Source organism: Photobacterium sp. CCB-ST2H9 (assembly GCF_023151555.2).
Taxonomy (GTDB): domain Bacteria; phylum Pseudomonadota; class Gammaproteobacteria; order Enterobacterales; family Vibrionaceae; genus Photobacterium.
In genome coordinates this window covers 2,731,366-2,753,568 of record NZ_CP100425.1, presented here as the reverse complement: position 1 = coordinate 2,753,568, position 22,203 = coordinate 2,731,366, and the positions used below count along the sequence as shown (strand labels likewise).

16 protein-coding genes are annotated in these 22,203 nt (G+C 53.5%); 11 read left to right on the top strand and 5 right to left on the bottom strand.

Annotated elements, in window-relative coordinates:
• Nucleotides 1-214 precede the first annotated feature (214 nt).
• Both L4174_RS12715 and L4174_RS12710 read left to right on the top strand, forming a co-directional pair.
• The gene (locus L4174_RS12715) at nt 215-1,198 is read left to right on the top strand and encodes an SPFH domain-containing protein (protein WP_371929409.1); all 984 of its coding nucleotides are present in this window, start codon (nt 215-217) and stop codon (nt 1,196-1,198) included.
• Between the two features lie 2 nt (nt 1,199-1,200).
• Complete coding sequence (locus L4174_RS12710; protein ID WP_248141240.1) at nt 1,201-1,692, top strand: NfeD family protein; 492 nt, start codon at nt 1,201-1,203, stop codon at nt 1,690-1,692.
• Nucleotides 1,693-1,787: 95 nt separating this feature from the next.
• On the opposite strand, the gene rdgC is transcribed toward L4174_RS12710, so the two are convergent.
• Complete coding sequence (rdgC, locus tag L4174_RS12705) at nt 1,788-2,699, bottom strand: recombination-associated protein RdgC (RefSeq protein ID WP_248141711.1); 912 nt, start codon at nt 2,697-2,699, stop codon at nt 1,788-1,790.
• Nucleotides 2,700-2,923: 224 nt separating this feature from the next.
• On the opposite strand from rdgC, the gene L4174_RS12700 reads away from it, so the two are divergent.
• The 5 genes from L4174_RS12700 (at nt 2,924) to L4174_RS12680 (ending at nt 11,285) form a co-directional block, all read left to right on the top strand.
• A complete protein-coding gene (locus tag L4174_RS12700) occupies nt 2,924-4,159 on the top strand; it encodes an exonuclease SbcCD subunit D C-terminal domain-containing protein (protein WP_248141239.1) in 1,236 nt (411 codons plus the stop codon).
• A gap of 15 nt (nt 4,160-4,174) precedes the next feature.
• Nucleotides 4,175-7,939, top strand: a complete 3,765-nt coding sequence (locus L4174_RS12695; RefSeq protein WP_248141238.1) for an AAA family ATPase — start codon at nt 4,175-4,177, stop codon at nt 7,937-7,939.
• Between the two features lie 184 nt (nt 7,940-8,123).
• The gene (gene phoB, locus L4174_RS12690) at nt 8,124-8,813 is read left to right on the top strand and encodes a phosphate regulon transcriptional regulator PhoB (protein ID WP_036751482.1); all 690 of its coding nucleotides are present in this window, start codon (nt 8,124-8,126) and stop codon (nt 8,811-8,813) included.
• Between the two features lie 75 nt (nt 8,814-8,888).
• On the top strand, nt 8,889-10,193 hold the full coding sequence (gene phoR, locus L4174_RS12685; protein WP_248141237.1) for a phosphate regulon sensor histidine kinase PhoR: 1,305 nt from the start codon (nt 8,889-8,891) through the stop codon (nt 10,191-10,193).
• Nucleotides 10,194-10,280: 87 nt separating this feature from the next.
• Entirely contained in the window at nt 10,281-11,285 is a 1,005-nt protein-coding gene (locus tag L4174_RS12680) for a PstS family phosphate ABC transporter substrate-binding protein (protein WP_256549300.1), read from the top strand.
• A 48-nt stretch (nt 11,286-11,333) separates the two neighbouring features.
• On the opposite strand, the gene ppx is transcribed toward L4174_RS12680, so the two are convergent.
• From ppx to L4174_RS12665, 3 genes are read right to left on the bottom strand one after another with little or no spacing between them, the layout of a single operon-like run.
• Nucleotides 11,334-12,842 carry an exopolyphosphatase gene (gene ppx / locus L4174_RS12675; protein WP_248141236.1) on the bottom strand — a complete coding sequence of 503 codons (1,509 nt, stop codon included), beginning with the start codon at nt 12,840-12,842 and terminating at the stop codon, nt 11,334-11,336.
• Entirely contained in the window at nt 12,839-14,959 is a 2,121-nt protein-coding gene (gene ppk1, locus L4174_RS12670; RefSeq protein ID WP_248141235.1) for a polyphosphate kinase 1, read from the bottom strand. The genes ppx and ppk1 overlap by 4 nt, the downstream gene beginning before the upstream one ends.
• Nucleotides 14,960-14,979: 20 nt before the next feature.
• On the bottom strand, nt 14,980-15,501 hold the full coding sequence (locus L4174_RS12665; RefSeq protein WP_248141234.1) for a glycine cleavage system protein R: 522 nt from the start codon (nt 15,499-15,501) through the stop codon (nt 14,980-14,982).
• Nucleotides 15,502-15,760: 259 nt separating this feature from the next.
• On the opposite strand from L4174_RS12665, the gene L4174_RS12660 reads away from it, so the two are divergent.
• Genes L4174_RS12660 through phoU form a run of 4 tightly spaced genes read left to right on the top strand, consistent with a single transcriptional unit; the run spans nt 15,761 to nt 21,165 of the window.
• Nucleotides 15,761-17,962 (top strand): ABC transporter permease subunit, encoded by a 2,202-nt coding sequence (locus L4174_RS12660; RefSeq protein WP_248141233.1) that lies wholly within the window; start codon nt 15,761-15,763, stop codon nt 17,960-17,962.
• Between the two features lie 31 nt (nt 17,963-17,993).
• A complete protein-coding gene (pstA, locus tag L4174_RS12655) occupies nt 17,994-19,604 on the top strand; it encodes a phosphate ABC transporter permease PstA (RefSeq protein WP_248141232.1) in 1,611 nt (536 codons plus the stop codon).
• A gap of 14 nt (nt 19,605-19,618) precedes the next feature.
• Nucleotides 19,619-20,437, top strand: coding sequence for a phosphate ABC transporter ATP-binding protein PstB (gene pstB, locus L4174_RS12650; RefSeq protein WP_248141231.1), 819 nt, complete (start codon nt 19,619-19,621; stop codon nt 20,435-20,437).
• Nucleotides 20,438-20,448: 11 nt separating this feature from the next.
• The gene (gene phoU, locus L4174_RS12645; protein WP_248141230.1) at nt 20,449-21,165 is read left to right on the top strand and encodes a phosphate signaling complex protein PhoU; all 717 of its coding nucleotides are present in this window, start codon (nt 20,449-20,451) and stop codon (nt 21,163-21,165) included.
• Between the two features lie 50 nt (nt 21,166-21,215).
• Here the strand turns inward: phoU and ppk2 are convergent, their stop codons facing one another.
• Complete coding sequence (gene ppk2, locus L4174_RS12640) at nt 21,216-22,025, bottom strand: polyphosphate kinase 2 (protein WP_248141229.1); 810 nt, start codon at nt 22,023-22,025, stop codon at nt 21,216-21,218.
• Between the last annotated feature and the right edge of the window lie 178 nt (nt 22,026-22,203).

The window sequence follows — 22,203 nt, the reverse complement described above, 5'->3', positions numbered from 1 at the left end:
GCGCGCTGGCAAATAGCCTGAAACTTTTTATGGGTATTCATTGCGGCATGCATATTTGAGTCTTTGTTGGTGTATGAGCTAAGCCCCATACATATTTGGTCGTTTATAGAGATATACCGGGTTATTTTAAGCACCTTAGGTAAATTTAAGGCTGTTCGTTTTTCCCATTTAATCTCATAATGTCTCACTCATTGCATATGGTTGGAAATTAATGATGTATATCGAGGATATCATTTCATCTGTACTCAGCATCTGGGTTGTTCTGGCGATTCTGATTATCGTCATTCTTCGCAGTGCGATTAAGTTTGTACCGCAAAATACTGCTGTTGTGGTGGAGCGATTCGGCAAATATCACAAGACCATGGAAGCCGGTCTGAACTTTCTGGTGCCTTTAATTGATCGCGTGGCATACAGCCAGACGCTGAAAGAGCAGGCGTACGATGTACCGAGCCAGTCGGCGATTACGAAAGATAACATCTCGCTGGTGGTTGACGGCGTGTTGTATATCAAGGTCGTTGACCCTTACAAAGCCAGTTACGGTGTGGATGACTATATTTTCTCAGTCACCCAGTTGGCACAAACCACGATGCGGAGTGAAGTCGGTAAGATGGATCTCGATAAGACATTTGAAGAGCGTGAAAATCTGAATACCGCGATTGTCTCGGCCATCAACGATGCTGCGATGCCTTGGGGCGTGCAGGTGCTGCGCTATGAAATCAAAGATATTGAACCGCCGCGTTCAGTGCTGGACGCGATGGAGCGTCAGATGAAAGCCGAGCGGGAAAAGCGTGCGGTGATTCTGGAATCTGAAGGTAAACGCCAGAGCGAAATCAATATCGCGGAAGGGATGAAGCAGGCTCGCGTTCTGGCTGCGGAAGCAGAAAAAGCAGAGCAGGTTCTGAAGGCAGAAGGTGAGGCGCAGGCTATTCTGGCGGTCTCGAAAGCAGAAGCGGATGCGCTGACAATCATTGGTCATGTTGCGGTAACCGATGAAGGCCAGAAAGCCATCCAGCTGGATCTGGCGGGTAAAGCCATCCAGGCCAGAGAAGCCATTGCAAAAGAATCTTCAGTGGTTCTTCTGCCGGACAGCAGTGCTTCAGCCAGTAATGTCGTGGCCGAGGCGATGACCATTATTCATCAGCTGAACCGCCAGCAGGGCGGAAAAGCACCGCAGAAGGGCTTGCCTGAGGAGCAGTAATCATGACTGAGCTGTTTGGATTAAGCCCGGCCCAGTTAACTATCGTGGTTGGTCTGCTGTTGCTGGCCATTGAAGTCTGGATGCTGGGGTTGTCGACCATTGTGCTGCTGGCGCTCGGGGTTTCCGCTGTATTGACGGGGACGCTGTCGCTGGTGGGTGTGGTGCCGGAGACCTTCCCGGCATTGGTCGGGGTCAGTGGCATTGGTGCCGGATTGCTGACGCTCTTGCTGTGGAAACCGATGAAAAATTCACAGCAGTCGCAAAGACCCGTCAACAATACCAGCAGTGACTTTATCGGCCTGAAATTCCGTCTGGATGCGCCGCTCAGTCATGAGCAAAACGGAACAGTGAAATATTCAGGGATCAGCTGGACTCTGGTGTTAAGCCATGATTACCACGGCAATGTGCTGGAAAAAGGGCAAGAAGTTGAGGTGGTCGCAGTTGATGTCGGCCGTTTCACTGTCAAGCCTCTGGTTCGCGAAGACGCCAGTTAGGCGATTGTTGCTCAATCAATAAGCCCCCGTGTCTGTTGAGGACGCGGGGGCTTTTTATTGGGGGGATTTAAGTGCCCGGGCAAGACAACGTCTGATCAGACGCGATCTTCCAGACCACCCATTTCTTCAAACAGGTTGGGCAGGATGGCAGAGAGTTCACCGCACATCAGAGACAGGTCAGCATCCAGACGCTGTGCCATATCTTCGCGGTCAATATCGTCGTTTTGCTCTCGCAGCTCATCAGAAAACTTCAGACGTTTCAAAGACAGGTCATCGGCCAGCACGAAGTCGATCCGCTCCTGCCAGTTCATGGCTAGCTTGGTCACCATTTTGTCTGCTTCGATGTGAGCCAGAATTTCATCACAGCTCAGATCCTGCTGTTTACAGCGAATCACGCCGCCATCTTCCAGAATCGCTTTCAGTTCTGCTTCTTCGCCGATGGTGAAACCGTTCGGTGAGTCACCGGAACGGACCCACTCGGTCAAGGTCTGAGCGGCAGGTTTGGCCAGGGTGACCGGTACAACCGGCAGGCTGCCGATGGATTTACGCAGCAGGCCCAGTAAGTCTTCGGCTTTCTTGAAGCTGCCGGCATCGACCAGCAGCAAACCGAGCGACGGCATAATCAGCGCATAGGTGTGGCTGCGACGGCTGAAGGCACGCGGCAGCAGATCCATGACGATTTCATCTTTCAGGGTGTCTTTTTCGTTTTTCTTCAGTTTACGGCCCTGTTCTTTTTCCTGTGCTTCCACTTTGGCATTCAGAGATTCTTTAATCACGGAAGCTGGCAGCATTTTTTCTTCTTTCCGGACACAGAGCAGAATGTTGTCACCGGCCACGTGCGTATACATGTCACCGTGTTTACCCAGCGCAGAGACCCAGCCAAATTTCTGGATGTCCTGGCTGCCGCAGGGAGTGAACCGGAACTCTTCCAGCTGCTTTTCCAGCTCATCCGGGTTGATGTTGATGTCGCGGCTGAAGCGATAGGTCAGCAGGTTTTTAAACCACAGCATAGTTGGGACAGATCCTAGGTTGTGCATTGGGCCGACAATCTTATACCCAAGTCGCTGTCCGATGCTAGGCTGGTGCACTTTGTTTGGCCGATGAATTTCGGCGGAGGAAATCAGTCAGACTGTGTCGCAATTTTTTCCGGTCTCTTCACCTTCCGCTTACCTGCCTGAGGTACAATCGGTTCCAAATTCTGACTATCCCTGTCCGCGATGATTCTAACAGCATGAAAATATTACATACCTCAGACTGGCACCTCGGCCATCAGCTGCATGGCTATCCGCGTGAATACGAGCACCAGCAGTTTCTGAACTGGCTGGCTGAAACGCTGGAAGCTGAGCAGGTGGATGCCCTGCTGGTGGCGGGCGATATTTTCGATACGGCTAATCCGCCTGCGAGTGCCTGGCGGATGCTGTACCGCTTTCTGGCCCGGCTGGCAAAAACGTTGCCGGATCTCAATGTGGTGATCACGGGCGGGAATCACGACTCCCCAAGTAAGCTGGACGCGCCGCATGAGCTGCTGAAGGCGTTTGATCTTCACCTGGTCGGAGGGATCAGCCGCGATGAACAGGGCCAGCTTGAGATGGATCGTCTGTTGGTGCCGCTCACCGATAAAAACGGGCACACGGCAGCCTGGGTGCTCGCGGTGCCTTTCCTGCGCAGCAGTGATCTGCGGACAGACGATCTGAGCGAGAACGATGACCGCTTGATCAAAGGGGTCGAAATTCTGTATCAGCAGGTGACGGATGCTGCCAAGCAACGGCGTGAGCCGGGGCAGGCGCTGATCGGCATGGGACATGTTTACATGGCATCGGGACAGCTTTCTGAAATGTCGGAACGTCGGGTGCTGGGCGGGAATCAGCATGCATTGCCTGCCTCGATTTTTCCTGAGTCGCTCTGTTATGCCGCGTTAGGTCATTTGCATCTGGCTCAGCGGGTTGCGCAGACAGAACACATTCGTTACAGCGGTTCACCTTTACCGCTCTCAATGTCGGAGCGTCATTACAAGCACCAGGTGGTTTTAGTTGAGCTGGACGGGGAAAAGCTCGCGGAAATTCAGCCGATCCCGGTGCCCAGAGTGGTTGAGATGCTGAAAGTTCCTGCTGAGCCTCAGCCGCTCAAATCGGTGCTGGCAGCTCTGAAAGAACTGGACCGTGATGACAGCCCTCGGGAAGCCCAGCCGTTTCTTGAAGTCCCGGTGTTGCTGGATAAGCCGCAGGCGATGCTGCGTGAAAAAGTGTTGCAGGTATTAGAAGGCAAGGCGGTCCGGCTGGCTAAAATCACACCGCATTACCGGCAGCAGGAAGAGACGTCGCCGCTGGCCCATCAGCGTTTATCCGATGTCAGTCCTCAGCAGGTATTTGACCTGAGCTGGCAGAAGAAATATGACGGCCAGCCCTCAGAGGCGATGCGGGATGCTTTCGAGCAGTTGCTTACGCAAATTGAAGATGAACAGGAATAAAGGCAGACAGAGACCATGAAAATTCTGGCGTTGAGAGGCGAGAATCTTGCCAGCCTGCAAACACAGTTTGAGATTGATTTTGCCAACGGGCGGCTGGGTGAAGCAGGTCTGTTTGCCATTACCGGAAAAACCGGAGCGGGGAAGTCAACCCTGCTGGATGCCATCTGTCTGGCACTGTATGACCGGATGCCGCGGTTACAGTCGAACAAAAAGAATGATGCTGAAATTGGTCGCGGTGAAGACAGCAATCGGATCAAAGCCAATGATGTGCGCAGCATTTTGTCGCGCGGGAAAGCAGAGGCGTTTGCTGAGGTTGATTTTCAGGCAAATGACGGCACCCGCTGGCGCGCCCGCTGGCAGGTTCGCCGGGCCCGAGGCAATGCCGAAGGCCGGGTGCAGGCGGCGGAGCAGTGGCTGGAGAATCTGGACAGCGGTCAGCGCTTTGCCGGGAAAAAGCAGGAAGTACAGACTGAAATTGAACGGCTGATTGGCCTGACCTTTGATCAGTTCCGCCGTGCAGTCATGCTGCCGCAGGGGGAGTTTGCTGCTTTCCTCAAAGCCGGTGCCGACGAGCGGGCAGCGCTGCTGGAGAAAATGACCGGCGGTGAAATCTATGCCCGTCTGTCGGTTGCTGCGTTTGAAAAAGCCCGGGATGAAAAGCTGAAACTGGCTCAGTTACAGGAGAAACTGGGCGATATCGCGCTGCTGACTGAGGAAGAAAAACAGGCGCTGAATGAAGAGATTTCAGGCCTGAAATCTCAGCTGGCGGCCTGTGACAGCCGACTGGCTGAATTCGGACAACATCAGCAGGCCCTACAGACCGAAGCTGCGTTGCAGGAACGGATAACACAGAGTGTGCAGACGCTGACTGAGGCAAAAACGCAGTGCGAACAGGCCGCGCCAAGGAATCTGTACCTTGAGCAGCTTGAAAAGGCTCAGCCTGCGCGCGCAGATTTTACTTTGCTGAATCAGTCCGGGCAGCTCACTGAGCGTCTGAAGCAGTCGCTCACAACCGCGCAACAGGATCTGGAAATGCATCAGCAGCAGCGGCAACAGGCCGATGCGGCAGTGCAGCAGTCGCAACAGTCTCTGGCTCAGGTGCAGCAAGCGTGGCAGCAACTGGAGCCCAGTCTGAAGCAGGCACAAATCCTTGACCAAAAAAAGGAAGGCCTGGAACTTCAGCACCAGTCGCTGGCTCAGGAAATTCAGTTGTTGCAGCAGCAACGAACGCAGGAAGATCGTGAGTATCAGAACAAGCTGGCTGAACAGCAAGCGCTTCAGAGTCGTAGTCAGCAGTTGTCCGTCAGGCTCGAACAGAACCAGAAACTGGCAGCCGTTTCCGAGCAGTTTCAGCCTGTTCAGGACAACCTGAAACAGTACCTGAGCGCTCATCGCGCACTAAGCCGGTTCAGAAAAGAGAGTCAGCAAGCGCTGCAGGACCAGCAGGCATTCAGGCTTCAGGAAAGTAAATTCAAGCAAAACATTGAGCAGTTGCTTACACAAAAGCAGCAGTTCATTCAGCAATTGAACGAGCTGGATTTGACTGCACTGGAAACGGCGCAGGAAGCAAGTCAGCGGGAACATCGTCTGAGTCAGCAGCGACTGGACGGGCTGCGGCAGTTGATGGCGCAGGCACAGGAATGGAGTGCCCTGCTGGAGCGAGCCGGACGGCTGTCACAGGAACAGCAGGAGCTGAATCAGGCACATCAGAGTGCCGGGAAACGCTTGCAGGAGCTCGCTCCGGAAATGACTCAGCTCGCCGCGCGTCTTGAAGAATCAGAGCATCAGTTCCAGCAAAATCAGGCCGTACTGCAGCTGACGGATTACCGTACTTTGCTCAGACCGGGCGAGCCTTGCCCGCTCTGCGGCGGGGCGGATCACCCTTATGCAGAGCAGCATCCGGTCGTTGAAAGTCTGCTGGAGCAGCAGCATCAACGCCGCCAGACGCTGACAAAGCAGTATCAGGCCCTGGAAGGTGAACGCCATCACCTTGAGCAGCTGTTGCCGCAGCATGCACAGCGTTTAGCCGTGATGCGTGATGAACTGGCCAGTATCCAGGCGGTGTCGGGCACAATTTCAGCACAGGTTTGTTCTCTGGCACAGTCACTGGAGATTACGCTTTCCGCTGACATTAAGGTTGCTGCTTTACGGGAGCAGATGCAGGCATGGCAGCATGAGGCTGAGCAGTTACATCCGGCGCTGAATCATCTTCAGCAGCAGTATGAAGCGGGCCAGAATCGCCTGAAACAGGGACGTACAATCGAGCAGCACCTTCAGCAACTGACACAGGCTGAATCCCGTCTGTCCCATGATTTACATCTGCTCGCTCAGGAGGAAGCCGGCCGGCAGGCAAGGCTGGCTTCACTCGAAGAACAGCAGCAGGAACAACACGCGGTACGCAGCCAGAGAGCCGAGGCGCTGAACCAGCAGTTTGGCAGTGACGTATGGCTGACAGAGTTGCGAGAGCTCGGCGAAGAACAATATAAACAGAATTTGAATCAGCAGGTTGAAGATTACCGGCAATGGCAGCAGACGCTGCAAAGCACGGACAGGCAACTGCATGAACTTGTCCCTGTGCTGACGCAGGGGCAAACACAAATTCAGAACCTGCAAAAACAACTGGCTGAGACAGAGCAGAAACAGGCAGAGCTGTCCCGTCAGATCCAGCAGTTGTGGCAGGAACGCCAGGCGCTGGTCGGTGATCAGCCTCTGGCGCCACTGGAAGCGCAACATAAGGCTCTGATTGAAAAGGCCCGTCAGGCAGTGGCTTCCTGTGAACTGCAGCAGCGACAAGCTGGGGAGGCGTATGCCGCATCCCAGTCGGCGTTGAAGAGTGTCCGGCAGCAACTGAGTGATGCGGAGACCGAACATGGCAAAGTAATTCAGTTATGGCAAAGCTGGCATCAGAAGTTGGGGATGGCGGAAAGTGAGCTGGTGGCGTTGCTCAGCCGGGATGAAGACTGGGTCACCCAGGAAAAATCGGCTCTGCGCATTCTGGAACAGACGCTGGCAGCGGCTCAGACCCGGCTGTCAGAGCGGGAGCAGGCGCTGAAAGAGCATGTGCCGAATGCAGAAACCGCCAGAGCCTGGTTCCAGGCGCAGGAGATTTCACTGGCATCGGAACATCAGCAAGCATGTAAAGCGCAGTGGCAGGCTGAGAAGGGGACGCTTGAAGAGCAGTATTTCAGTCTGCGTCAGCGACTGGCTCAGGCCGGACAGGCAGAGCAACAGGCCGGAGACCTGACCCGGCAGTTACAGCAGCAACAGCAGCATACCGAGTTGTGGCTGGAAATGAGCGAGCTGATCGGTTCGTCGAACGGAAGTAAATTCCGCACGCTGGCACAGGGACTGACGCTGCAGCAACTGGTCCTGCTGGCCAATGAGCACCTTGGGGATCTGGCACCGCGCTATGCGCTGCAACCGGTTCCGGGCAGTCCGCTGGCGCTGCAGGTGATCGACCATGACATGGGTGATGAAGTCCGCAGCGTCGAGTCGCTGTCCGGCGGTGAGAGTTTCCTGGTCTCGCTGGCTCTGGCGCTGGCGCTGGCCTCACTGGCTGCGGATACACGCCAGCTGGGGTCACTCTTTATTGATGAAGGCTTCGGCACGCTGGATCCGGACAGTCTGGAAATGGCGCTGGCCTGTCTCGATGCGCTGCAGGCAGATGGCCGCCAGATTGGCGTTATTTCTCACGTGGGCACCCTGGTGGAGCGGATTGGAGTGCAGGTGGCCGTGGAAGCCATGGGCGGCGGACGCAGCCGGATCAGTGTTCAGGGCTGATCCGATCAGCCTGGCCTGCTGGCTGGCCGGGCAAGGATGGTCAATTGCTCAGGCCGGATAAGGTGACAATTGAATAGCAACCGCATTAAGCTTTTGCGGATAACTGCTCCTTTGGTCACAAAAGTGTCATACTTAATCCGGATAATGGCGCCCGACAGAGAGCAATGACTTAGGTATCGAAACTATGGTTAGACGGATTCTTGTGGTAGAGGATGAAGCACCAATCCGCGAAATGCTGTGCTTTGTGCTGGAACAAAAAGGCTACCAGGCCATTGAAGCTGAAGATTATGACTCCGCGCTGGAAAAGATCTGTGAACCTTTTCCTGAGCTGATCCTGCTTGACTGGATGCTGCCGGGTGGTTCAGGGATCAATTTGATCAAACACCTCAAACGCGATGAAGTCACCCGCAATATTCCTGTGGTGATGCTGACGGCACGTGGCGAAGAAGAAGACAAAGTCCGTGGACTGGAAGTCGGTGCGGATGATTACATCACCAAACCTTTCTCTCCGAAAGAACTGATGGCACGCCTGAAAGCGGTGATGCGTCGTGTCTCCCCAACCTCGCTGGATGAGGTCATTGATGTTCAGGGACTGAAACTGGATCCGGTTTCACACCGTGTTACTTCCAATGAAGCGCCGCTGGAAATGGGGCCGACTGAATTCAAGATGCTGCATTTCTTCATGACGCATCAGGAACGTGTTTACAGCCGTGAGCAGTTACTGAACAACGTCTGGGGCACCAATGTGTATGTGGAAGACCGGACGGTTGACGTGCATATCCGCCGCTTACGTAAAGCGCTGGAATCCGGCGGTCACGATAAAATGGTTCAGACGGTCCGTGGTGCCGGCTACCGTTTTTCCACCAGGGTTTAACGGCCACACAAGATTGAAAAGCCAGGAGTTGGTTGTCCGGTAATCGATTACTGCAACTGCTGGCGGGAGACATGAATGGTAGAACGCTTGTCCTGGAAAAAGCTGGTCAGAGAACTGGCTTTTTTTTATTTGCCCTGGGTCATCCTGGGTCTGATCTTCGGTTACATGCCCTGGTTTTTGCTAGCCGCCAGCTGGATTTTGCTGGGCTGGCATTGCCATCATCAACTGAAAATGTCCCGTTGGCTGTGGACCGATCGCAGCCTGACGCCGCCGTCCGGTTCTGGCAGCTGGGAGCCCTTATTTAACGGTATTTACCGTTTGCAGCAACGCAACCGCCGCCGCCGTCGCGAGCTGGCGACGCTGATCCGCCGTTTCCGCAATGGTGCGGAATCCCTGCCGGATGCCGTGGTGGTGTTCCGTAGTGAAGGCAATATTGTCTGGTGCACGAAACTGGCCCAGCAACTACTTGGCCTTCGCTGGCCGGAAGATGCCGGTCAGCCGGTCAGTAATTTGCTGCGTAGCCCGGATTTTGTCCGTTATCTGGCCCGTCAGGATTTTGAAGATCCGCTGGAAATCACCTCACCGCTGAACTATGACCGGACGCTGGAGCTGCGGATCATGCGCTACACCGAGGGAGAATACCTGATGGTGGTGCGGGATATTTCTCAGCTCAAGCAGCTTGAGGGAATGCGCCGCAACTTTTTTGCCAATGTGTCTCATGAACTGCGGACTCCAATGACGGTTTTGCAGGGCTATCTGGAAATGTCGCGTGACCCGGACATGCTGATTGGCCCGATGTGGGAAAAAGCCCATGGCGTGATGACAGAGCAGCTGACCCGGATGAATTCTCTGGTCGAACAATTGTTGACCTTGTCCAAAATTGAAGCCGCGCCGCATCTGGATCTGGAAGATAAGGTGGATGTCCCGGCGATGCTGGATGTGCTGGAGAAAGAAGCGATCTCACTCAGCGGCGATAAAGATCAGATCTTTGAATTTGAAGTCGACGAAGGTCTTCAGGTATTGGGGGATGCGGACCAGCTTCGCAGTGCCATCTCGAATCTGGTTTACAATGCGGTGAAACATACGCCACCGAAGTGTCAGGTGAAGGTGCGCTGGTTCCTGTCGCCGAAAGGGCCGCGGCTGGAAGTGACCGATACCGGCAGCGGGATTGAGCCTCAGCATATCCATCGGCTGACCGAGCGTTTTTACCGGGTCGACAAAGCCCGCTCCCGGGAAACCGGCGGCAGTGGTCTGGGGCTGGCGATCGTGAAGCACGCACTCAGCCATCATGATTCTTTCCTGGAAATTGAAAGTGTGGTCGGGCAGGGCAGTACCTTTTCCTTTACCCTGCCGCAACGGCTGACATCGAAAGCGGCCTGAAACCGCAAGGCCGGGATGGAAAGTCCCGGCACAGAATTTTGGTAAACCGTGGTAACCCGATGACGGGTGGAGGCATCAGAGCAGTACATGAAACACAGAGGTTGGGGATTGAGAGGTATTCTGAGCGGGCTGTTATGCAGTGTGCTGATCATCGGGCCAGCAATGGCAGAGAGCCAGAGCGGGCTTTTAACTGAATCGGACACAGCATTGTCGCCGTATCAGAGTGTGCGAGGTGTGACGGGAACACTGAACTCAGTCGGATCGGATACTTTTGCCAATCTGATGACCTACTGGTCTGAAGCCTTTATGCATCTCTATCCGACGGTACATGTGCAGGTGCAGGCTGCGGGTTCATCAACGGCCCCGACAGCACTGACAGAAGCCACCGCTCAGCTGGGCCCGATGAGTCGTCCCATGAAGACCCGTGAAATTGCGGCGTTTGAGCATAATTACGGCTATCCGCCGACAGCAGTGCGGGTTGCAATTGATGCACTGGCGGTTTTTGTTCACGAAGACAACCCATTGCCCGGTCTCCGATTCCGGCAGCTGGATGCCGTGTTTTCCCGGACGCTGCGTTGCGGTGCTAACCAGCCTGTCACACACTGGGGTCAGCTGGGACTGACAGGCCGCTGGACTCAGCGGGATATTCAGCGGTTCGGGCGAAATTCGGTTTCCGGTACTTATGGTTACTTCAAGCAAAAAGCATTGTGTAACGGGGATTTTCGGCAGGATGTGAATGAACAGCCTGGCTCTGCTTCCGTAGTGCAGTCGGTATCGACGTCGTTAAATGCAATTGGTTATTCGGGGATTGGTTACCGGACGACAGGGATCCGGGCGATTCCGATTGCGCAGGGGGACGGGCCTTTTGTCGCTGCCACCAAGGAAAACGTGGCAAACGGCAGTTATCCGCTGGCCCGCTATCTTTATATCTATATTAATAAAGTCCCGGGCAAGCCGTTGCCAAAACCTGAAGCAGAATTTTTGCGCTTTGTGCTGTCTCAGCAGGGGCAGCAGATGGTTGATAAAGACGGTTATGTGTCGTTACCACCGGCGGTGGTGGCCAGAGAACTGGCAGTACTGGGGCTGGATTAATTCAGCACACAGAAAAAAAGCGGCTTTTCAGCCGCTTTTTTTGATGGGTTAGTCCAATTCCTCTAGCGGATTGATCACAAGCTCCCAGCCGGCTTTTCGCCAGTAGTCCTGCTCTTTGGTCAGATCGGCGGCCAGCAGGCGGTTGTTGGTCTGCCAGCCATCGGGCAGGCTGAGCAGCCATTTTTCTTTATCCGCGGTCAGAACCATGGAAGGCAACGCTTCGTCAGTCCGCTGACCATGCAGGGCGACGGCCAGCCGTAACGCCCGGATCATCGGGTAGAGGTGCTTGCGTTTATAAATGCTCAGCTCGGGCATTTCGTCGAGTTTGAGTGATTTACGCTGAAAGCGGACTAAAGTTGCCAGAACGGTCTGCTCTTCCAGGTTGAAGCCCGGCATGGTGCTGTGACGCAGCAGATAGGCCGAATGGCGGTGAAAGCCCGGATAACTGATGCTGAGTCCGACTTCGTGGAGCTGGGCTCCCCAGCTCAGTAAAGCGGCCAGCTCGGTGTGGGTGCCATTTGAGGTTGCCTGACGGTAGATCTGTTCAGCGGTATCCCGGACTCTGTTGGCCTGATCAATATCCACATTGTACTGAGTGGCCATGGCGATGGCTGTCCGGCTGCGGATATCACTGTGGCGAAACCGCTCTTCCATCTCATAGAGCAGACCTTCGCGCAATGCCCCATCAGAAAAAACCATACCCTCGATCTTCAGTGCACTGAAGACGGCACTCAGAATGGCGACTCCGGCTGCAAAGACGGGTTTTCGGTCATCCGTAAGCCCCGGCAGTGCCAGTTCATCACTGTGTTTGCAGGCTGTGACCCGTTTGACGACCTCTTCCAGTCGTTCTTTGGTAATGATGCCATCAGCATGACCCTGTGCGATGATCACTTCACGAATGGCTTTGATGGTGCCGGAGGCGCCAATGGCGGCTTCCCAGCCCAGTTTTTTGTACTGGCTGGCGATGCTTTCCATTTTCTGCAGCGCGGCCATCTGGGCATTCGCCATGGCTTTGGCGGAAATTTTTCCTTCGGGGAAGTAGTGCAGATTGTAACTGACACAGCCCATATGCTTGCTGTATTGCAGTTTGGGTTCAAATCCCTCACCGATAATCAGTTCAGTACTGCCGCCTCCGATATCCACGACCAGCTTCTGGCCGGGTTCATGCTGAGTATGGGCGACACCCAGAAAAATCAGCCGGGCTTCTTCGGTTCCCGGAATGATTTCAATCGGGTAAGGCAGGACACTTTCTGCCCGCATCAGGAAGACCTGGGCATTCCGGGCCTGGCGCAGGGTATAGGTGGCGGCAATACGGACATTTTCCGGGTCAAACCCCTGAATCCGTTCGGCAAACATCGCCAGACAACTCAGGCCGCGCTGAATGGCGGCCTGATCCAGTTCCATGTTGTCATTCAGGCCGTCAGCCAGATGCACACGCTGTTTGTGGCGGCTGACGATCTGCAGGCTGTGGCCGACCACCCGGGCCACCACCATATGGAAGCTGTTGGAGCCCATATCGATGGCTGCGATTTCTCGGGGACGATCGATCTCTATCATGCGGCGTTTTCGTTATTCTCAGTAATGACGTCTTCAGCCTTCTGGCTGGCCTGTTTTTGCAGTTTTTTCTCTGATTGCTTCAGGTAATCGTAAATTTCAATCTGAGAGCGGATCTTGCGTTTGTTTCCGCGCGGCACGTACTCGTTGCCCATGGTTTTATCCAGCACCCGGGCTTTCACCGTATCGGAAAACTGGATGTTCAGAATATCAATGATCTTCTGTTTCAGTTCGGGCTGACGGATCGGGCAGCCGACTTCGATCCGGTTGTCGATGTTCCGGGTCATCCAGTCGGCGGATGAAATATAAATCTCCGGATCGCCATTGTTCTCAAAGACCATGACGCGCGGATGCTCCAGGAAGCGATCGACGATACTGATGATTTTAATGTTATCGCTGACGCCCGGGATATCCGGTACCAGAGAGCACATACCGCGGATGATCATATTGATCTTCACACCGGCGCTGCTGGCCTGATACAAGCGGTTAATCAGCCCTTTATCCACCAGGTTATTTATCTTCAGTGTAATGCCCGATGGCAGTTTTTGCTTGGCATTGGCAATTTCATTGTCGATCAGTTCATACATCCGGCTGCGGGAGTTCCTGGGCGACACGATTAACTGATTGAATTTCACCGGACGATAAGGGTTCTGAATAAAACTGAATACCTGGCGGACTTCATTGGTCAGTTCAGGATCAGCGGTGAAGAGCGAAAAGTCGGTATAAATACGGGCGGTTTTCTCGTGGAAGTTGCCGGTTCCGACATGGGCATACCGGACGATCGCATCGTCTTCCTGACGCGTCACCAGACATAACTTCGAGTGTATTTTCAGCCCCGGAACACCGAATACGACACGCACATCTGATTCAGTCAGGCGTCTGGCCCACTCAATATTCGCTTCTTCATCAAAACGGGCCTGCAGTTCGACCACGACCGTGACTTGTTTACCGTTGTTGGCGGCGTCAATCATGGAATCGATGATGCGAGAATTTTTCGCGACCCGGTAAATGTTGATGTGGATACTGCGGACCTTGGGGTCAAATGCGGCCTGACGGACAAATTCCGTCATGTGGTTAAAGGTGTGATAAGGGTAATACAGCAGAATATCCTGCGCCTTAATCGCCTCGAACGCATTGCGAGCACTGATAAACGGGTAACTTTCAAGTGGCGGGAGTGGCTTGTTCTCCAGATACTTACGGCCGATATTCGGGAAACTGATGAAGTCCTTGAAGTTATGATAACGGCCACCCGGAATGATACTGTCATAGCTGGAAACCTTGAGCAGATGGCACAGCTTTTCAATCATTTCACCCGGCATATCCCGCTGATACACAAAGCGAACCGGCATGGCCGTCAGACGCTGATTCAGACCTTCTGACATCTGCTCCAGAAGACTGTGATCGACTTCCTGACTGAGATCGTATTCAGCGTCCCGGGTCATTTTCATCGAGTAAGCAGACAGGCTGTCGTATTCGAAGAAACCACTGAAAATGTCATCCAGACAAAGCCGGATAATGTTATCCAGAAGAATCAGCGTTTTCCGGTTCTTCCCTTTCGCTTCAGGAACTTTGATGAATCGGGGTAATTGATCTGTCGGGATTTCCACCAGTGCATACTGGCTGGATTCGCCCTGTTTCATGTCAATTGCCAGATAAGAATATTCATCTTTCAGAAACTGCAGCAGCTCAATGTCGTCTGTAAGCAGAATCGGGGTGACATGCGGCAGAATCGTGTTGCGAAAATACCGTTTCAGCCATTCGGTCTGGTTTTCATCAATTTGCTGTTCATTGACCAGAAAAATATTGCGCCGGGCCATTTCCAGCAGGATTTCGTTATACAGGGTATCGAAATCCTGATTCATTTTGAGGACCCGGCTTTGAATCTTACTCAGCAGATGCTTGGCATTGTCATCGCCGCCACGTTCCTGGCTGATGAGAATGCGCCGTTTTACATCTGCGAAGCGAACTTTATAAAACTCATCCGTGTTGCTGGAAAAAATGCCCAGAAAACGGACGCGTTCAATCAGGGGAACGGACTTGTCCGCCGCTTCCTGCAGGACACGTTCGTTGAATGACAACCAGCTAAGTTCTTTGTCAATATACAGCGGTTCAGTACTCATAGTTTTCCTAACAAGAGCAATTAATGGACTTCTATACCCTCGGGTTCCTCAAAATCGATGGTCAGATCATCGGCCAGACTTTCCAGTTGTTGCTGGACCGTGGCAACCGTGAGTGTTGCAGGGATCTCGAGTTCGAACCACGCGGTGAAAATGGGATATCCCCAGTTGGGCGCACTGTGGGTATCCGTTTTCAGTTTATGGATGTTGATACCGAGCTCGCTCAGGCGGGTTGTGACCTCTTTGACAATGCCGGGACGGTCATTGCCGGTGACGGTCAGTGCCTGTAGCTGTTTGGGGGCCGGTGGGGTGTGGCTGTCTTCAGCAATATGAATGTTCAGCCCATCCAGTTTTGACATGGCCTGACGCAGCGATTTAACCGATTCTTCGGGGACATCCACCTGGAGGATCCCAGCGAACTGTCCGGCCAGCTTGCTCATGCTGCTGCCCAGCCAGTTTCCATGATGTTTGTAGACGGTGTCAGATAAAGATCCGACTAACCCCGGGCGATCCTGGCCGATGACAGTGATAACAAGATGTTTCATGTCGCGTCTCCTTCTGGTAGCGGTTCAATTCATTATCTGACCACCCTCAGTTTATGTCCAGACAGGATATGCATTGAGTTCCCAGAATCAGGCTGCCGTCATAAAGCCTTCAGATTATTCGTTTTTTGTGACAATTTGATGTCAACCTTCTAACTGCTGCACAGTTTCATCCGACAAATGAAAAACTTACCGCAGGTGTAATATAATTGTCATCTTGCAGACATATACTTTGTCAGTTTGTAATTTTCATGGGGTGAGAATGGCAGATGCCGGTGCATTTTTGACGAACGATAGCCGTCGCCGTCAGCTGAAAGACAGGGTGGCGCGTTTTAGTGTGATTGCCGGTGGAATTTCTGTCCTTCTGACTCTGGTTCTGATCTTTTTCTATCTGCTCTATGTGATCGTGCCAGTTTTTTCGCCAGCCCGGATCACATCTCTTCAGTCATTCACCGTGCCCTTGTCCGGTACGCAGGCTGTGCGTCTGAACGAGCAGAATACCTACGCCTTTCATTTTTCATCGGACGGACAGGTCAGTCTGGTATCGCTCGCCCATGCGGCGCATCCGGATACCCGTAAACATATATCCGTCATGGATCACCCGGTCAGTTTTGCTGCGGCATTGCCCCATGAGAACGTCTATGTGTATGGGAACAAGACTGGCGGGGTCAGTGTTATCAAGCCCTTGATCCGTCAGGGCGGTCTGAGTGTTTCTTATCCGTTGGATCAGGCATATATCCAGTTAGATCCTGAGCGTCAGCCCTTAGACCGGCTGGCTGTGTCTGTCCGGGATGAAACAGCAACACTGATCGGGCTGACCCGTGATCAGCGTCTGGTTGCGCTGACCTACCATCGCAGCCATGGACTGAATCCCGGGAACGATGCCTGGCAGGAACAAAGGGTGACGATGCCGGAAATCCCGGATGCCGTCACTGAAATGATTGCCACGCCTGACGGCCGCACACTCTATGTGCTGGCGGGACGGCAGGTGCTGGCCATTGATTTACAGTCACTTCAGGCCTGGATCCGTCTGCGACAGGATGTTGGTCCGGAAGATGCCGCGCCCGTTGCGATGACGGCCCTGTCCGGGGCGAATTCCCTGTTGATTACCGGCGCTGACGGCCGGGTGACCCAGTGGTTTGAAGTGGTGAAAGACGGGCTGCGTCAGTTGGTTTCAGCGCGAACCTTTGACGCGGAAGGCGGCGCGTTCAGCCGTCTGGTGCCCGAATATTATCGGAAAGGCTTTTTTGCCCTGCAGGATGACGGGCTACTGAAGGTGTTTTTCACCTCGGACAACCTGGCGCCGGTGCTGAGCCAGTCTCTGTTCAGTCAGGTGCCGGATCAGATGGTGGTTTCATCCCGTGCGGATCGCCTGCTCGCGATTACCGGTGAGCAATGGCAGCTGTTTCGCGTTGACAATCCTTATCCGGAAGTCAGCGTCAGCAGTTTGTGGCAGAAGGTCTGGTATGAAGGTTATCCGGAGCCGGACTATGTCTGGCAGTCGACGTCAGCGTCTGATGAAGCAGAACCTAAATTGAGCCTGATGCCGATTGTATTTGGGACACTGAAAGCGGCGTTTTATGCGCTGTGTTTCGCCATTCCGCTGGCACTGGCTGGTGCGGTGTATACGGCGTATTTCATGTCCACGAAAATGCGCCGGGTGGTGAAGCCGACGGTTGAGATTATGGAAGCGTTACCGACGGTGATTCTGGGATTTCTGGCAGGGATCTGGCTGGCGCCTATTGTGGAAAATCACCTGATCGGTATTGTTCTGAGTCTGGTGTTCTTACCGCTGGCGATGATGGGAGTCGGGCTGGGATGGGCGATGCTGCCCGGCGGCTGGCACCGGCGGATCCCGACCGGGATGCATATTTTGCTTTTGATGCCGGTGTCAGTGCTTGCGGTTTATCTGTGTTTTTCGCTCAGCCCCTGGATTGAGCAGGCTTTTTTTGCCGGCGATATTCGCAGTTATCTGACCAATGTCTGGGGAATCGGATACGACCAGCGGAATGCGCTGGTGGTCGGGATTGCCATGGGATTTGCGGTGATCCCGACGATCTTCACGATAGCTGAAGATGCAATTTATTCTGTGCCTTCACATCTGAGTCATGGCTCGCTGGCACTGGGAGGAACGCCCTGGCAGACCCTGACCCGCGTGGTCCTGCTGACGGCAAGTCCCGGGATCTTCTCGGCGGTCATGATGGGGCTGGGTCGTGCGGTCGGTGAGACGATGATTGTCCTGATGGCGACAGGCAATACGCCGCTGATGGACTGGAATGTGCTGGAAGGCTTACGGACGCTGTCAGCGACGATTGCGATTGAAATGCCGGAATCAGAAGTTGGCAGTGCCCATTACCGTGTGCTCTTTCTGGCGGCTTTTGTGTTGTTTGTCTTTACTTTTTTCTTCAATACCCTGGCGGAAATTGTCCGGCAGCGACTGCGTGAGAAATACAAGTCGCTGTGACGGCCGGGGGAAAGGCTGAGTTGCAGAATCAATGTTGAAATGGATGCGTTCCGGATCGCCCTGGATCTGGCTGACTGCAGGCTCAGTCAGTTTAAGTCTGCTGGCGGTACTGGGACTATTACTGATGATTGGCTGGAAGGGATTGAGCTACTTCTGGCCGTCACCTGTGTACCAGTTTTCGGTCAGCATGGCTGACCGGGAGCAGGTCGTGCTGGGTGAAATTTATGAAACCAGAGCTGTGCCGCGTCAGCAGCTGCTGGAAGCCGGGTATTCGCTGCAGGGAAACGACAGCCCGACCATTGATCGCTATCTGATTAAAACCGGAAACCGGGAACTGGCAGAGCTGGATTTCGTAACCGTGCTGGCAACCCAGATCCACTCGCAAACTGTCGCCCACGGGGTGGCGGTGATGGACCGGGTAAGAAACGGTAAGTTTTACGGTTACCCGCAGGCGGTTTTAGACGGCAGCTCCCGGCATGAGGTTTCGTCACTGGCGTCGCTGGGAACATGGCTGACAGAAGCGGAAGTCATGCGCGAGGCCATCCGGGAGCTGAACGACAGTCAGTATATTCCGCTGTACCGGCAACTGGCCGGGATGAAAAATCAGCGTGGTCAGACGGCTCCGGAAACCTCGCGTCAGGCATTGCAGTCGCAACTGGAAGCGGTTGAGCAACAGCTGAAGCAGATGAAGCAAAAGCTGGATGGGCAGGCACTGCTGGTCAGAGATGCACAAGGGCAGACGGTCCGTATTCCGCTGGCTGAAATTTTGTATCTCTGGTATCCCAACGATATGAGTTTCAGCGAAAAGGTCGCGCACTGGGGGCGCCAGGTCGGACACTTTGTGACCGATGCGCCTCGTGAAGCCAATACGGAAGGCGGTGTGTTTCCTGCTATTTTCGGCACCGTGCTGATGGTATTACTGATGAGTGTTATCGTGACGCCATTAGGGGTACTGGCCGCGATATACTTACATGAATACGCTGAGCAGAACCGGTTTACCCGTCTGATTCGGGTGGCGGTCATCAATCTGGCGGGTGTTCCGTCGATTGTGTACGGAGTTTTTGGTCTCGGCTTTTTTGTTTATATGATTGGCGGCACGATTGATGAGATTTTCTTTTCCGATCAGCTGCCTGCCCCGACTTTCGGAACGCCGGGCATTTTATGGTCGGCACTGACACTGGCGATTTTGACCCTGCCCGTGGTGATTGTTTCTACAGAGGAGGGGCTGGCAAGGATCCCGCCTTCGATTCGCCACGGCTCGCTGGCCTTAGGGGCTACACAGGCTGAAACGTTGTGGCGCATTGTGATTCCAATGGCCAGTCCTGCCATTATGACCGGTCTGATCCTGGCGGTGGCGAGGGCAGCCGGTGAAGTTGCACCGCTGATGCTGGTCGGAGTCGTGAAAATGGCGCCGTCCCTGCCGGTCGATGCTCAGTTTCCGTATTTACATTTAGATCGGAAGTTCATGCATCTTGGCTACCATATTTATGATGTGGGCTTTCAAAGTCCGAATGTTGAAGCAGCCCGGCCATTGGTGTTTGCCACTTCGCTGCTGCTGGTCACTGTGATTGTGGGGCTGAACCTGACCGCGATCGGGATTCGTAATCACCTGCGGGAGAAATTCCGCGATCTGGAACAATAACGAGAAGGATGTAGATGTTTTCATTCAACGCCAGTATGGACTTGCTCAAGCCAGTCGATCTGACCGCATTACCCGAGGAGAAAACTGCCCTGACCATTGACGGGCTGGATCTGTTCTATGGTCAGAAACAGGCGCTGTATCATATCGACATGAAGATTGCCAAAGGGCAGGTGACGGCTTTTATCGGTCCGTCAGGCTGCGGTAAATCGACGCTTCTCCGTTGTATTAACCGAATGAATGAACTGGTGGAAGGATGCCGGGTGGAAGGTCAGATCCTGCTGCACGGCAGAAACATCTATGATCAGGATGTGGATGTTGCCTCATTGCGCCGCCGGGTAGGAATGGTGTTTCAACGGCCGAATCCGTTTCCTAAATCGATTTATGAAAATGTGGTGTACGGCCTGCGTCTGCAGGGGGTGAAAAACACCCGGGTACTGGATGATGCGGTGGAAAACTCACTGCGTGGCGCGGCTTTGTGGGACGAAGTCAAAGATCGGTTGCATGAAAATGCCTTTGGTCTGTCGGGGGGGCAGCAGCAGCGGCTGGTGATCGCCCGTGCAATTGCGATTGAGCCCGAAGTGATTCTGCTGGATGAGCCAACGTCGGCGCTGGACCCGATATCGACCCTGACCATTGAAGAGCTGATTAACGATCTCAAGAAAAAGTACACGGTGATTATCGTGACGCATAACATGCAGCAGGCTGCCCGGGTCTCGGACAATACCGCCTTTATGCACATGGGAGAGCTGGTGGAATATGCGTCTACCAATGATATTTTCACCACCCCGAAAGAGAAACGCACAGAAGATTACATTACTGGCCGGTACGGCTGAGGAGTTACAGATTGGATAATTTGAGTCTTAGCCGTCATATCTCCGGCCAGTTTAACGCAGAACTGGAAAGTATCCGCTCTCATGTGCTGGCGATGGGCGGACTGGTTGAGCAGCAACTGACGGATGCCCTGAAAGCTATGCACAAGCAGGATGTGGATCTGGCACGTCGGGTGATTAAGGACGATCACAAGGTCAATGCGATGGAGGTCGCGATTGATGAGGCCTGTACCCGGATCATTGCCAAGCGACAGCCGACAGCCAGTGATCTGCGTCTGGTGATTGCCATCATCAAAACCATTACGGATCTGGAGCGGATCGGGGATGTTGCGGAAAGCATTGCTAAAGTCGCTCTGGAAAACTTTACCAACAAGCAGTACAACCTGCTGGTATCACTGGAAGCACTGGGTCAGCATGCCGCCCGTATGCTGCATGAGGTACTGGATGCTTTTGCCCGGATGGATGTGAAAGCCGCGATCCGTGTTTATCAGGAAGACGACCGGATTGATAAGGAATATGAAGCGATCATTCGTCAGCTGATGACTTATATGATGGAAGATCCGCGTTCGATTCCGAATGTGCTGCAGGTGATGTGGTCAGCCCGGTCCATTGAGCGGGTCGGTGACCGGTGCCAGAACATCTGTGAGTACATTATTTATTTTGTGAAAGGGAAGGATATTCGTCATACCAGCCCGCAGGAAATGGAAAATTTTCTCGACAGTCATCGCTGAACAACAGGGAGCCAGAAGGCTCCCTGTTTGTCTGATAAGTCCCCTGGATACTAGTCGCCATTTTTATCAAAACGATCAGGCACGAACGTCTGTTCATCCATCGGCGGACGAGAATAACCTTCCTGGTTGATCTCCGGCAGCACGACTTCAGGGTACTCAATGTCTTCGTAAGGGATCTGGCTCAGCATGTGGGATATGCAGTTGATGCGGGCTTTTTTCTTATCATCGCTGTCGACCACCCACCAGGGACTTTGTTTGGTATCGGTATGGGCAAACATCTTGTCTTTGGCCGCTGAATAGTCTGCCCAACGGGAACGGGATTCCAGATCCATCGGGCTGAACTTCCAGCGTTTGATGGGCGTATTGATTCGTTCCAGAAAGCGTTTTTCCTGTTCTTCATCGGAAACGGAAAACCAGTATTTAATCAAAATGATCCCTGAGCGCTGCAACATGCGTTCGAATTCAGGGCACGCCAGCAGAAACTCTTCGTACTCCTCGCCGGTACAAAAGCCCATCACCTTTTCGACGCCAGCCCGGTTGTACCAGCTTCGGTCGAACAGGACGATCTCACCCGCGGCAGGAAGTTGCTCGACATACCGCTGAAAATACCACTGGGAACGTTCTTTTTCTGTTGGCTTGGGTAAAGCGACGACCCGGCACACACGCGGGTTGAGCTTTTCCGTGATCCGCTTGATGGTGCCGCCTTTGCCCGCAGCATCCCGGCCTTCAAATATCACCACAATGCGCAAGCCTTCCTGCTTGACCCATTCCTGGCATTTCACCAGCTCGATTTGGAGAAGTTCGAGCGCCTCATCATAATCTTTCTTTTTCAATTTCTTACTTAAATCAAAACTACTCATATCTTACTCCGTTTTTATAGAACGGTGTGCACAGTTACTGGTATCATCCCGGCTGACTTTTATTGTTTCAAGTGCATATGTTTCAAAATGTTGCATCAAGCATAAGAGATACTGAAAGTAATATTCCGGTGAACTGTTTTTATCTGGCAATTGCTTGATTTTATATCAGTTCCAGCAT

Bases quoted from the DNA above. Each gene is read 5' to 3' on its own strand.
- L4174_RS12665 (WP_248141234.1), bottom strand. From the start codon at position 15,501: ATGAAACATCTTGTTATCACTGTCATCGGCCAGGATCGCCCGGGGTTA.
- L4174_RS12710 (WP_248141240.1), top strand. From the start codon at position 1,201: ATGACTGAGCTGTTTGGATTAAGCCCGGCCCAGTTAACTATCGTGGTT.
- phoR (WP_248141237.1), top strand. From the start codon at position 8,889: ATGGTAGAACGCTTGTCCTGGAAAAAGCTGGTCAGAGAACTGGCTTTT.
- ppk1 (WP_248141235.1), bottom strand. From the start codon at position 14,959: ATGAGTACTGAACCGCTGTATATTGACAAAGAACTTAGCTGGTTGTCA.
- L4174_RS12660 (WP_248141233.1), top strand. From the start codon at position 15,761: ATGGCAGATGCCGGTGCATTTTTGACGAACGATAGCCGTCGCCGTCAG.
- L4174_RS12680 (WP_256549300.1), top strand. From the start codon at position 10,281: ATGAAACACAGAGGTTGGGGATTGAGAGGTATTCTGAGCGGGCTGTTA.
- ppx (WP_248141236.1), bottom strand. From the start codon at position 12,842: ATGATAGAGATCGATCGTCCCCGAGAAATCGCAGCCATCGATATGGGC.
- phoB (WP_036751482.1), top strand. From the start codon at position 8,124: ATGGTTAGACGGATTCTTGTGGTAGAGGATGAAGCACCAATCCGCGAA.
- pstA (WP_248141232.1), top strand. From the start codon at position 17,994: ATGTTGAAATGGATGCGTTCCGGATCGCCCTGGATCTGGCTGACTGCA.
- ppk2 (WP_248141229.1), bottom strand. From the start codon at position 22,025: ATGAGTAGTTTTGATTTAAGTAAGAAATTGAAAAAGAAAGATTATGAT.
- L4174_RS12700 (WP_248141239.1), top strand. From the start codon at position 2,924: ATGAAAATATTACATACCTCAGACTGGCACCTCGGCCATCAGCTGCAT.
- L4174_RS12695 (WP_248141238.1), top strand. From the start codon at position 4,175: ATGAAAATTCTGGCGTTGAGAGGCGAGAATCTTGCCAGCCTGCAAACA.
- L4174_RS12715 (WP_371929409.1), top strand. From the start codon at position 215: ATGTATATCGAGGATATCATTTCATCTGTACTCAGCATCTGGGTTGTT.
- pstB (WP_248141231.1), top strand. From the start codon at position 19,619: ATGTTTTCATTCAACGCCAGTATGGACTTGCTCAAGCCAGTCGATCTG.